Source organism: Phenylobacterium sp. (genome assembly GCF_036402295.1).
In the GTDB taxonomy this organism is placed as follows: Bacteria; Pseudomonadota; Alphaproteobacteria; order Caulobacterales; family Caulobacteraceae; genus Phenylobacterium.
Window position 1 is genome coordinate 1 of sequence record NZ_DASWTE010000053.1, and the last position, 10,716, is coordinate 10,716.

Below are 10,716 nucleotides of genomic sequence, written 5' to 3' on the forward strand. Positions count from 1 at the left end.
GACAGGGCGCCCTCGGCGGATCACGCCGGGGGTGTTTCGCGTTTGCGAAGGCTACAAAGTCTTGAATTTTCAGAAGGAAGCGATGGTGGACGTGACAGGGATTGAACCTGTGACCCCCTCGATGTCAACGAGGTGCTCTCCCGCTGAGCTACACGTCCGTACCTTCGGGAAGGCGGGGATATACAGATCGACCCCGGCCTTAGCAAGCGGGGCCGCGCGCGACGTTTAGGCCGCGATCATCCGTTCCACTTCCGACACGATCTCGCGGAGGTGGATGGGCTTGGACAGCACCTTGGCGCCGGCCGGGGCCTGCTCGCCGGCGGCCAGGGCCACGGCGGCGAAGCCGGTGATGAACATGATCCGCAGGCCGGGATGCTTGGCGGCGGCCTGGCGGGCCACCTCGATGCCGTCCAGGCCGGGCATGACGATGTCGGTGAGCAGCAGGTCCCACGGTTCGTCGAGGAAGGTCACGGCTTCCTCGCCGTCCGCGCACGAGGTCACCTCATGGCCGGCGCGTTCGAGCGCGCGGGCCAGGAAGCCGCGGAGGGAGTCGTCGTCTTCGGCGAGGAGGATGCGGGACATGGCTTTTGCTGAACGCGTGATCGGCCATAATAGCTATCGAAGGGTAAAGACCGAATGAAGGTTGGTTTGACGCTGGGGGGCAAGGCGGCGTTCTATGCACGCGATGAACGCATTGGAGCCCCTGCCCGGAATCGCCCCTGACATCGGCCCCGCCTTCGAGGTGCGACGGGCCGGACCGCCGGGGGCGCCGCCCACACCGCTGGTGTTCGCCTCGCCGCATTCGGGCCGCCTCTACCCTGAGGACATGATGTCGGCGGCCGCCCTGGACGCGATCAGCATCCGCCGCTCCGAGGACGCCTTCGTCGACGACCTGATCGCCCAGGCGCCGAATCACGGGGCCGCCGTGATCACCGCCAACTTCGCCCGCGCCTACATCGACCTGAACCGCGAGCCGTTCGAGCTGGACCCCGGCATGTTCGCCGACGAGCTGCCCGAGTTCGCCCGCTCGCGCACCGCCCGCGTGGCCGCCGGCCTGGGCGCCATCGCCCGAGTGGTCTCGGAAGGCCAGGAGATCTACCGCCGCAAGCTGACGTTCGCCGAGGCCCGGACGCGGATCGAAGGGGCCCACCAGCCCTACCATGTCGCCTTGGCCGGCCTGATCGCCGAGGCGCAGGCGGCCCACGGCTTCGCCATCCTGGTCGACTGGCACTCCATGCCCGCCGCCGCCGCCCGGGCGGGCAGCCGCGACCGGCCGTCCGACATCGTGCTGGGCGATCGCTACGGCGCCGCCTGCGCGGGCGTCCTGCCCAGCCGCGTCGAACGCGAGCTGGAGGGCCTGGGCTACCGGGTCGCGCGCAACACCCCCTACGCCGGCGGCTACACCACAGAGCACTACGGCAAGCCCGGCCGTCGCGTGCACGCCCTACAGATCGAGATGAACCGCGCCCTCTATCTCGACGAGGCCACGCTTGCCCCCACCTCGGGCTTCGAGCGGCTGAAAGGCCACATCGAGCAGCTGACGCAGGCGCTGGCCGCCGCCGACTGGAGCGCGCTCAGGGCCGCCTGAGCCGCTCGGCCGCGCTTGGCGCCGGCGCCGTTCATCCCATCTCTTTGACGACGACGAACGAAGGGAGCCGCCGCAGCATGTGCCGCAACATCAAGACCCTCTTCAACTTCGAGCCGCCGGCGACTGACGAGGAGATCCGGGCCGCGGCGCTGCAGTTCGTGCGCAAGATCTCGGGCTTCAACACCCCGTCCAAGGCCAACAAGGCCGCCTTCGACGCCGCGGTGGAGGAGGTGTTCCACGCCGGCCACCACCTGATGCACGCCCTGGAGACACAGGCTCCGCCCCGCGACCGCGAAATCGAAGCCGCCAAGGCCAAGGCCCGCTCCGCCGAGCGCTTCGCGAAGGCCTGAGGCGCGCTCAGGCCAAAAAAAAGCCGCGCCATCGGGCGCGGCAGTTCATTAGGGAGGAAACGCCCAGGAAGGGCGAGGCGCCGAAGCGCCCGTACGCTTAAGCTAGTGTGCGGCGCACAAATTCGCAAGGCGTCTGCAGAAACTTTTGTGTCGCACCCCCACATCGCGACTGAAATCGCAGGAAAATCAGGAAATCGCGTTACGTCAGCCTGACTCGACACTATGTGCACTGCACAACGCCCTAGCGGCGCGGCGCGGGTTCCCGTAAAAGCGCGCGCCTTTCGAAAGAACCGTTCGCCTCCCATGTCCCTGCGCAACATCGCCATCATCGCCCACGTCGACCACGGCAAGACCACGCTCGTCGACCAGCTGCTCGCTCAGTCGGGCGTCTTCCGCGCCAACGAGGCGACGGTCGAGCGCGCCATGGATTCCAACGACCAGGAGCGCGAGCGCGGCATCACCATCCTGGCCAAGTGCACCTCGGTCCTGTGGCACGGGAAGGCCGGCGAGACCCGCATCAACATCATCGACACCCCCGGCCACGCCGACTTCGGCGGCGAGGTGGAGCGGATCCTGGGCATGGTGGACGGCTGCGTCCTCCTCGTGGACGCCGAGGAAGGCGTCATGCCGCAGACCAAGTTCGTGCTGGGGAAGGCATTGAAGATGGGCCTGCGCCCGATCCTGTGCCTCAACAAGGTGGACCGGCCGCACGCCGACCCCGACCGGGTCCACAACGACGCCTTCGACCTGTTCGCCGCCATGGGCGCGACCGACGAGCAGCTCGACTTCCCTCACATCTACGCGAGCGGCAAGAACGGCTGGGCCACCCTGGACCTCGCCCAGCCGAACGCCGACATGGCGCCGCTGTTCGACCTGATCGTCGACCACGTGCCGCCGCCGAAGGCCGAGGCCCGCAAGGACGAGCCCTTCCAGATCCTCTCGGTACTGATCGAGAACGACCCGTTCCTGGGCCGGCTGCTGACCGGCCGCATCGAGAGCGGCAAGGCCGTGCCGGGCATGCCGATCAAGGCCCTGAGCCGCGACGGCAAGGAGATCGAGCGCGGCCGCATCACCAAGGTGCTGGCCTTCCGCGGCCTCAAGCGCCAGCCGATCGACGACGCCGAGGCCGGCGACATCGTCGCCATCGCCGGCATGTCCAAGGCGACTGTGGCCGACACCCTGTGCGCCATGGATGTCACCGAGGCGCTGCCCGCCCAGCCCATCGACCCGCCGACCATCTCGATGACCGTCAGCGTCAACGACAGCCCGCTGGCCGGCCGCGAAGGCGACAAGGTGCAGAGCCGCGTGATCGCGGCGCGGCTGCTGAAGGAGGCCGAGGCCAACGTCGCCATCCGCGTCACCGAGACCTCCGAGAAGGACGCCTTCGAGGTGGCCGGCCGCGGCGAACTGCAGCTGGGCGTGCTCATCGAGAGCATGCGCCGCGAAGGCTTCGAGTTGTCGATCAGCCGCCCGCGCGTGGTCTTCCAGGAAGATCCTGAGACCGGCGAACGCCTGGAGCCCATCGAGGACGTCATGATCGACGTCGACGAGGAGTTCACCGGCATCGTCATCGAGAAGCTCAGCGCCCGGAAGGCCGAACTGAAGGACATGGGCCCGTCCGGCGCCGGCAAGACCCGCATCTCGCTGATGAGCCCGTCGCGCTCGCTGATCGGCTACCAGGGCGAGTTCCTGACCGACACCCGCGGCTCGGGCGTCCTGAACCGCGTGTTCAGCCACTACGAGCCCTACAAGGGCGCCATCGACGCGGGCCGAAAGGGCGTGCTGGTCTCCAACTCTGACGGCGAAACGGCGGCCTACGCCCTGTGGAACCTGGAAGAGCGCGGCTTCATGTTCGTGGGCGCCGGCGAGAAGACCTACCAGGGCATGATCATCGGCGAGAACAGCCGCGCGGACGACCTCGACGTCAATCCGATGAAGGCCAAGCAACTCACCAACGTCCGCGCCTCGGGCAAGGACGAGGCCGTCCGCCTGACCCCGCCGCGCCGCCCCACCCTCGAGCAGGCCATCGCCTACATCGAGGAGGACGAGCTGGTTGAGGTGACCCCGAAGTCGATCCGCTTGCGCAAGAAGGTCCTGAACCCCTCGTTCCGCAAGAAGCGCGTCCGCGAGGACTGACCCCGTCTCCTGGCGCGTCAGCGCCGCTAGATTTAATCCGCGGAAGACGCAGAAGGACGCGGAAGGTCAGCTGGTATGGCTCCTTCCGCGCAATTCCGCGTTTTCCGCGGTTAGATAGCAGCGCCTGCGGCGCGCTAGCGAATGACCAGTTCGCTTAGCGCGTGGTCGGCCGCCTTGCGCACCACCACGTCGGCATAGGCCATGGTGGGCGCGATGTGCTCGTGCAGGTTCACCAGGTTGAGGTGTGTCCAGGCGGCCTCGAACATGGCGTCCCGGCGCTCGGGGTCGAGCTTGGCGAAGAAGCTCTCCGGGTCGGCCGCGATGATCCCGTGCAGGCGGGCGAGGTACCAGGCCTTGGCGTCGGCCGGATCGGCGTCGATGTAGAGCGAGAGCCCGAACTGCGCCCGCGCCTCCGGCGTCTGCAGCACGTTGATGCCCTCGACGATCACCACGCCCACGCCGTCGACCGCGCGCGCCTGCCCCGCCACGATGTCGTAGGTCACGTGGCTGTAGATCGGGATCTCGGCCCTGCGGCCCGCGGCGAGGTCGCCCAGGAAGGCGTGCAGGGCGGCGGTGTCGTAGGTCTCGGGGAAGCCCTTCTTCATGCCCAAGCCCGCGACCTCGAGCTGGGCGTTCGGCTTCAGGAAGCCGTCGGTGGCGACGATCTGCACCGGCAGCCCCGCCGCCTCTAGCCCGTCGGCGATGAAGCGGGCCAGCGTGCTCTTGCCCACCGCCACGCCGCCCGCGATCCCGACGAGGAACACGTAGCGGTCCGCCGCCCGCGCGGCGACGCGCGCGATCAGGTCTGCGCCCAGGCCCGACATCAGTCCTCCGCGATCCGGCTGTGCCGGCGCGTGTCGCGCATGGCTAGGTAGACCAGCAGCGAGCCCGCGATGATCACGGTCACGTAGGTGAAGAACGCCGTCTCGCGGCCGGCCTGCTTGAACGCGAGGGCCACGTACTCGGCCGTTCCGCCGAACGCGGCGTTGGCCAGCGAGTACGGCAGGGCCACGCCCAGCGCCCGCGTCGCGGTCGGGAAGAGCTCGGCCTTCACCACAGCGTTCACCGATGAATAGCAGGCCACGATCAGCAGCGAGCCGGCGACCAGAAGGAAAGCCATCCCGGCGTCGCGCGTCCCCGCCAGCGTCGACAGGATCGGCCAGGTCAGCGCCGCCCCCAGCACCCCGAACGTCAGCAGGATCGCCCGGCGGCCCACTCGATCCGACAGCGCCCCGATCAAAGGATTCACCAGCATGAACACCGTCAGTCCGCCGGCCACGATCAGGTTCGCCTGGTCCTTGGTGAAGCCCGAGGTGTTGACCAGGAACTTCTGAATGTAGGTCGTGTAGGTGTAGTACGAGAGTGTCCCGCCGGCAGTCAGGCCGATCACCGTCAGGCTCTCCTTTGGGTGGCTGGCGATCAGGCCCCAGGTGGTGGCCTTGGGCCCGGTCCGGGCGTGGAACGACGGCGTCTCGTCCATGCCGCGCCGCAGCCAGAACACCGCGATCGCCAGGCCGCCGCCGATGAAGAACGCGATCCGCCAGCCCCAGGCCTGCATGTCGGCCGGCGACAGCAGCGAGGTCAGCAGGAGCAGCACGCCCATCGCCATCAGCTGGCCGGCGATCAGCGTGGAGTAGAAGATCCCCGACCAGAAGCCGCGGTTCTTCCGGCTGGCCATCTCGGAGAGATAGGTGGCGCTGGCCCCGTACTCGCCGCCCATGCTGATCCCCTGCAGGATTCGCGCGAAGACGAGGATCGCCGGCGCCGCCACCCCGATCTCAGCCTGCCCCGGGCAGACCGCGATCATCAGCGAGCCCAGGCACATCAGGCTCACCGAGGCGACCATGGCCGCCTTGCGCCCGATCCGGTCGCCGTACAGGCCCATGACCCAGGCGCCGACCGGCCGGGCCAGGAAGCCCACCCCGAACACCGCCGCGGTGCTCAAGAGCTGGGTGGTCCGGTCGCCCGCCGGGAAGAAGATGCTGGAGAAGTAGAGCCCGAAGGCGGCGTAGACGAACCAGTCGAAGCTCTCGACCAGGTTGCCCGCCGAGCCCGCCAGGATCGACCGCAGCCGGTTGGCCTGGCGCGACGGCTCGGCGACGGCGGCGTTGTCGGCGACCTCGGCGGTCAAGCGGCGTCCCCCTCGAAGTCCGCGATACCACCCGCTTTCGCGCCCGTGTTCAATCGTGCTCAAGTCGCGCCCCAACCGGAGGCGGCATGCTGAAGCTCTACACCCACCTGGGCACCATCGGTCTGGCCGTTGAGATCGCCCTGGAGGAGGCCGGCGCGGCCTACGACGTCCACCGGATGAACTTCGCCGAGAACGAGCAGCGCGCCGCGCCCTACCTGGCGATCAACCCCAAGTCCCGCGTGCCGTCCCTGGAGACCGACCGCGGCGTGATCACCGAGACCCCGGCGATCATGGGCTACATCGCCCGCAGCTTCCCGGCCGCCCGGCTCTCGCCGGAGGGCGACGTCTTTGCGATGGCCGAGCTCGAGTCGCTGATGAGCTACCTCTGCGCCTGGGTCCACCCCGCCGCCGCCCACCGCCATCGCGGCTACCGCTGGGCCGACGACCCAGCCGCCATCGCCGACATGCGCCGCAAGGCCCCCGAGGTGTTCGGCGAGGCGATGCATCTGATCGACACGAAGCTGTTCCGCGGGCCCTGGGCGCTGGGCGGGACCTATTCCGTCGCCGATCCCTACCTCTACGTCGTGACCGGCTGGATCCCGCGCGACGGTCTCGACCTGGCCGACTTCCCGCGTCTGGCCGACCATCAGGCGCGCATGGGCGAGCGTCCGGCGGTCAAGACCGTGCTCGCACGCATCGCCGGTTGAATCGCCTTAGGGTCGTCGCAAAGGCGGTGGTACTTTCAAGGCCATGACTCTGCCGGCCAAACCCTACCCGCCCCGCCACTACCCGACGCCGGCCGCCAAATGCGCGGACCTGGTGGTGCACGTCATGGGCCTGACTCTCGCCCTGGTGGGCGGCATCGTGCTGCTGACGCTGGCGGTGATGAAAGGCTCGATCAGCCAGGTCGTGGGCGTCTCGATCTACGCGGTGGGCGTGCTCTGCATGCTGGCCTTCTCCACCGCCTACAACTTCGCCAAGCCGCAGTACCGGCCCACGCTGCGGCGGTTGGACCACGCCGGCATCTTCCTGATGATCGCCGGCTCCTACACGCCCTTCACCATCAACCTGCCCGGCGCCTGGGGCTGGGGCATGACGGCGTCCGTCTGGTCGATCGCGACCCTCGGGGCGCTGGGCAAGCTGTGCCTCGTGCACATGGACCGGAAATTCTGGGTGGCCGTCTACCTGGCGCTGGGCTGGCTGGTGGTGGTGGCGCTGAAGCCGATGATCGACACGCTCGCCTGGTATGCGCTGGCCCTGCTGGTCACCGGCGGCGTCCTCTATTCCACCGGCGTCATCTTCTACGTGAACAAGCAGCTGAAGTTCGCCCGCGCCATCTGGCACGGCCACGTGGTGGCCGCCGCGGCCGCCCACTGGACCGCCGTGCTGCTGGGCGTGGTCCTGGCCGCCCAGCACTGATCCCATGCGCGTCCTCGCAGCCGCGCTCGCGCTCGGCCTGATTGGCGGCGCGGCGCAGGCTCAGGGCTACGCCCGCGACGGCCGCACCTGCGACGGCTATCCCCGGGCTCCGATCGAGACGGTCGCCGGAACCTGCGCCGGCCTGGTGCTGGCCCCGCCGCCCGCCAGCCTGGCGCTGTCGAAGCGGACGATCCGCATGCCGCGGACCCTGCTGCCGCTGGCGAACGGCGACCTGCTGGTCTCCGACCTCGGCGCCTGGACCACCGGCCGCGGCGCGGTCTGGCGGGTGACGCCGAGGCCCGGCGGCGAGCCCACGATCAAGCCGGTGCTGCACCGGCTGGACATGCCGCACACCCTGGCGATCGGCCCCGACGGCAATGTCTACGTCGGCGAGATGAGCCGCATCAGCCGGTTCGACCCCGACGCCGCCGACCCGCAGGCCACGCTCACGCCCGTCGTCACCGGCCTGCCCGACAACCGCCTGCACGAGAACCGCCACCCTCTCTCCGCCTTCGTTTGGGACGCCGACGGCGCGTTCCTGGTCAACGTGGGCGCGCCGTCCGACCAGTGCCCGCCGAAGGCCGGCCAGAAGACCTGCCCCGAGGCCGAACGCCAGGCCGCCATCTGGCGTTTCGCCCCGGCGGGTCCGGGCAAGTGGGCCGCCGAGCCCACAGTGTTCGCCCGCGGCCTGCGCAACTCGCTGGCCTTCGTCCGAACGCGGGCCGGGACCATCCTGCAGGCCGAGAACAGCATCGACGTGACGACGCCGACCTGGCCGCCCGAGGAGCTGAATGTCATCGTCAAGGGCGCCCATTACGGCTGGCCCTACTGCATGGGCGCGAACGAGGCGGCGCCAGCCTGGAAAGCGCAACGCGTCGGCTGCGCGTCCTACCGCAAGCCCGACCTCCTGCTCCCGCCGCACGGCGCACCGCTGGACCTGGTCGAATACCGCGGCGCGATGTTCCCCGAGCTTTCAGGCCGGCTGCTGGTTTCGCTGCACGGCTACCGGCCCACCGGCTCGCGGATCCTCGCCATCGAACTGGATGCGAACGGCCTGCCGAAGCCCGGCGCGAAGCCGCGCGACCTCACTCCCGGTTGGGGCGCGGTGAAGGGCAAGCGGCCGGCCGGTGCGCCCGTCGGCATGGCGGTGGCGAGCGACGGGGCGATCTGGGTCGCCGACGACCGCAACGGGGCCATCCTGCGGTTCGCGAAGGACCGGCGCTGAGGCCTATTCGGCGGCGAACCGGAACTCGACCGCCGTCTGCGGGATTGCCACGTCCGGCGCCGGCCGCGCCCGCAGCATCAGCCCGTTCATCGCCAGCGTCTCGGCGACCATGCACGCCGCCGCGCCCATCGGGAACGGGGACGAAGCGTCGAGCAGGCCGCACAGCCGCTCGTCCAGTGAGCGGTAATCACCCGCCTGGGCGCAGCCGAAGACGTCGAGGATCAGCGCCTCGTCGTCGGTCAGCCGGGGGTCCGCTGGGATAGAAAGCTGCACCCGTCGCCGCCCCTTCAGCGCCAGCTGCTGCACGAAGGCCTCCAGCATCCGATAGGCCGCCTCCCCCGCGCAGCCGCACGCCGCTTCGAAGTGGGCCCTGAGCCCATGGCAGGGCGTGGTCAGCGCCAGGAGCCGCACGGTGCGGATCAGCAGGCGCTCGCCGTGGAACAGGGGATCGTAGGGCTGCTGGTGCATGGCCGACTCCTCGGAGGCCGGCTCACGCTATTGCAGTTGCGAATCGTTCGCAACAACGAACGGGAGCGTCAGTACCGCCGCTCCATGAAGACGTCGGCCCGGACATACGGCGTCTCGGTCGGCGCGAGGTCCTTGAAGCCCATGGCGCGGTAGAGGCTGAGCGCCGGGGCGAGGCCCGAGTTGGTCTCCAGATAGAGCCGCGTCGCCCCCAGCTCGGCGCCGGCGTCGATGCAGCGCCGCATCAGGAGCTTCCCGAGCCCCGAGCCGCGCAGTTCCTCCGATACGGTCATCTTGGCCACCTCGTAGCCGCCGTCGTCCATCTTCAGCAGCGCCACGCAGCCCACCGCCACGCTGTCCTTCAAGGCCATGAAGACGCGGCCGCCCTTGTCGATGATCTTGCCCTGCGGGTCGTTCAGCACCTCGCGGTCCTTGGGTTCGATGACGAAGTACTTCGAGATCCAGGCCTCGTTGAGCACACGGAAGGCCTCGGCGTGGCGGGGTTCGAACTCGACGATCTCCATGCGCGCCTCCCGACTTGGCGGACCACCAGAATGCCCTCTATGTCCAGCTAATGCCGAACCCCATTTTCTCAAGCCTGCCCACGACCGTGTTCGAAGAGATGTCGGGCCTGGCGCGCAGCCTGGGCGCGATCAACCTCGGCCAGGGCTTCCCGGACGACCCCGGCCCCGAGCCCGTCCGCGCCAAGGCCGCCGACCTCGTGCTCAACGGCTACAACCAGTACCCGCCCATGGCGGGCCTGCCCGAGCTGCGCCAGGCGGTGGCCGACCACTACAACCGCACCCAGGGGCTCGACTTCGAGGCCGGCGAGATCACCGTCACCTCCGGCGCCACCGAGGCGCTGGCCGCCTGCTTCCTGGGCCTGATCGAGCCCGGCGACGAGGTGGTGGTCTTCCAGCCCTTCTACGACGCCTACCTGCCGATGATCCGCCGCGCGGGCGGCGTCCCGAAACTGGTCAGCCTGCAGCCGCCGCACTGGCGCTTCGACCCGGCGATGCTGGAGGCGGCCTTCAACGAACGCACCCGGATGGTGGTGCTGAACAACCCGATGAACCCCACCGGCGTCGTCCTGCCCGAGGAGGATCTGGCCCTGCTGGCCGAGTTCTGCGTGGCGCACGACGCGGTCGCCGTCTGCGACGAGGTCTGGGAGCAGGTGGTGTTCGGCAACGCCCGTCACCGGCCGCTGATCGCCTTCCCCGGCATGCGCGAGCGGACGGTGAAGATCGGCTCGGCCGGCAAAATGTTCGGCCTCACCGGCTGGAAGGTGGGCTTCCTCTGCGCCGCGCCGGCGCTCACCCACACGCTCGCCCGCACCCACCAGTTCCTGACCTTCACCACCGCCCCCAACCTGCAGGCCGCCGTCGCCTGGGGCCTCGGCCAT

12 protein-coding genes and 1 tRNA gene are annotated in these 10,716 nt (G+C 69.3%); 7 read left to right on the forward strand and 6 right to left on the reverse strand.

Going from position 1 to position 10,716, the window contains the following annotated elements; translation table 11 throughout:
- Positions 1-83 precede the first annotated feature (83 nt).
- Together VGD44_RS03190 and cpdR are read right to left on the reverse strand one after the other, a co-directional pair.
- A tRNA-Val gene (locus tag VGD44_RS03190) sits at positions 84-158 on the reverse strand.
- A gap of 67 nt (positions 159-225) precedes the next feature.
- On the reverse strand, positions 226-582 hold the full coding sequence (gene cpdR, locus VGD44_RS03195; RefSeq protein ID WP_331083797.1) for a cell cycle two-component system response regulator CpdR: 357 nt from the start codon (positions 580-582) through the stop codon (positions 226-228).
- A 94-nt stretch (positions 583-676) separates the two neighbouring features.
- Here cpdR and VGD44_RS03200 point away from each other — a divergent pair, with 94 nt between their 5' ends.
- The 3 genes from VGD44_RS03200 (at position 677) to typA (ending at position 4,074) form a co-directional block, all read left to right on the forward strand.
- Positions 677-1,588 carry an N-formylglutamate amidohydrolase gene (locus tag VGD44_RS03200; RefSeq protein ID WP_414694609.1) on the forward strand — a complete coding sequence of 304 codons (912 nt, stop codon included), beginning with the start codon at positions 677-679 and terminating at the stop codon, positions 1,586-1,588.
- Between the two features lie 77 nt (positions 1,589-1,665).
- Positions 1,666-1,938 (forward strand): DUF2277 domain-containing protein, encoded by a 273-nt coding sequence (locus VGD44_RS03205; RefSeq protein ID WP_331083799.1) that lies wholly within the window; start codon positions 1,666-1,668, stop codon positions 1,936-1,938.
- Positions 1,939-2,241: 303 nt separating this feature from the next.
- On the forward strand, positions 2,242-4,074 hold the full coding sequence (typA, locus tag VGD44_RS03210) for a translational GTPase TypA (RefSeq protein ID WP_331083801.1): 1,833 nt from the start codon (positions 2,242-2,244) through the stop codon (positions 4,072-4,074).
- Positions 4,075-4,208: 134 nt separating this feature from the next.
- On the opposite strand, the gene VGD44_RS03215 is transcribed toward typA, so the two are convergent.
- Both VGD44_RS03215 and VGD44_RS03220 read right to left on the reverse strand, forming a co-directional pair.
- The gene (locus VGD44_RS03215) at positions 4,209-4,898 is read right to left on the reverse strand and encodes a hypothetical protein (protein ID WP_331083803.1); all 690 of its coding nucleotides are present in this window, start codon (positions 4,896-4,898) and stop codon (positions 4,209-4,211) included.
- A complete protein-coding gene (locus VGD44_RS03220; RefSeq protein WP_331083805.1) occupies positions 4,898-6,205 on the reverse strand; it encodes an MFS transporter in 1,308 nt (435 codons plus the stop codon). The genes VGD44_RS03215 and VGD44_RS03220 overlap by 1 nt, the downstream gene beginning before the upstream one ends.
- Positions 6,206-6,291: 86 nt before the next feature.
- On the opposite strand from VGD44_RS03220, the gene VGD44_RS03225 reads away from it, so the two are divergent.
- From VGD44_RS03225 to VGD44_RS03235, 3 genes are read left to right on the forward strand one after another with little or no spacing between them, the layout of a single operon-like run.
- Positions 6,292-6,912 carry a glutathione S-transferase family protein gene (locus VGD44_RS03225; protein ID WP_331083807.1) on the forward strand — a complete coding sequence of 207 codons (621 nt, stop codon included), beginning with the start codon at positions 6,292-6,294 and terminating at the stop codon, positions 6,910-6,912.
- 43 nt (positions 6,913-6,955) lie between these two features.
- A complete protein-coding gene (gene trhA / locus VGD44_RS03230; protein WP_331083809.1) occupies positions 6,956-7,624 on the forward strand; it encodes a PAQR family membrane homeostasis protein TrhA in 669 nt (222 codons plus the stop codon).
- A gap of 4 nt (positions 7,625-7,628) precedes the next feature.
- Positions 7,629-8,849, forward strand: a complete 1,221-nt coding sequence (locus tag VGD44_RS03235) for a PQQ-dependent sugar dehydrogenase (RefSeq protein WP_331083811.1) — start codon at positions 7,629-7,631, stop codon at positions 8,847-8,849.
- A gap of 3 nt (positions 8,850-8,852) precedes the next feature.
- Here the strand turns inward: VGD44_RS03235 and VGD44_RS03240 are convergent, their stop codons facing one another.
- Together VGD44_RS03240 and VGD44_RS03245 are read right to left on the reverse strand one after the other, a co-directional pair.
- Positions 8,853-9,317: a hypothetical protein gene (locus VGD44_RS03240; RefSeq protein WP_331083813.1), complete on the reverse strand. Its 465-nt coding sequence runs from the start codon at positions 9,315-9,317 to the stop codon at positions 8,853-8,855.
- A gap of 68 nt (positions 9,318-9,385) precedes the next feature.
- The gene (locus tag VGD44_RS03245) at positions 9,386-9,838 is read right to left on the reverse strand and encodes a GNAT family N-acetyltransferase (RefSeq protein WP_331083815.1); all 453 of its coding nucleotides are present in this window, start codon (positions 9,836-9,838) and stop codon (positions 9,386-9,388) included.
- A 50-nt stretch (positions 9,839-9,888) separates the two neighbouring features.
- On the opposite strand from VGD44_RS03245, the gene VGD44_RS03250 reads away from it, so the two are divergent.
- The coding region (locus VGD44_RS03250; protein WP_331083817.1) for an aminotransferase class I/II-fold pyridoxal phosphate-dependent enzyme at positions 9,889-10,716 on the forward strand (828 nt) is incomplete at its 3' end.

Bases quoted from the DNA above. Each gene is read 5' to 3' on its own strand.
- typA (WP_331083801.1), top strand. From the start codon at position 2,242: ATGTCCCTGCGCAACATCGCCATCATCGCCCACGTCGACCACGGCAAG.
- trhA (WP_331083809.1), top strand. From the start codon at position 6,956: ATGACTCTGCCGGCCAAACCCTACCCGCCCCGCCACTACCCGACGCCG.
- cpdR (WP_331083797.1), bottom strand. From the start codon at position 582: ATGTCCCGCATCCTCCTCGCCGAAGACGACGACTCCCTCCGCGGCTTC.
- VGD44_RS03200 (WP_414694609.1), top strand. From the start codon at position 677: ATGCACGCGATGAACGCATTGGAGCCCCTGCCCGGAATCGCCCCTGAC.
- VGD44_RS03215 (WP_331083803.1), bottom strand. From the start codon at position 4,898: ATGTCGGGCCTGGGCGCAGACCTGATCGCGCGCGTCGCCGCGCGGGCG.
- VGD44_RS03225 (WP_331083807.1), top strand. From the start codon at position 6,292: ATGCTGAAGCTCTACACCCACCTGGGCACCATCGGTCTGGCCGTTGAG.
- VGD44_RS03205 (WP_331083799.1), top strand. From the start codon at position 1,666: ATGTGCCGCAACATCAAGACCCTCTTCAACTTCGAGCCGCCGGCGACT.
- VGD44_RS03240 (WP_331083813.1), bottom strand. From the start codon at position 9,317: ATGCACCAGCAGCCCTACGATCCCCTGTTCCACGGCGAGCGCCTGCTG.
- VGD44_RS03245 (WP_331083815.1), bottom strand. From the start codon at position 9,838: ATGGAGATCGTCGAGTTCGAACCCCGCCACGCCGAGGCCTTCCGTGTG.
- VGD44_RS03235 (WP_331083811.1), top strand. From the start codon at position 7,629: ATGCGCGTCCTCGCAGCCGCGCTCGCGCTCGGCCTGATTGGCGGCGCG.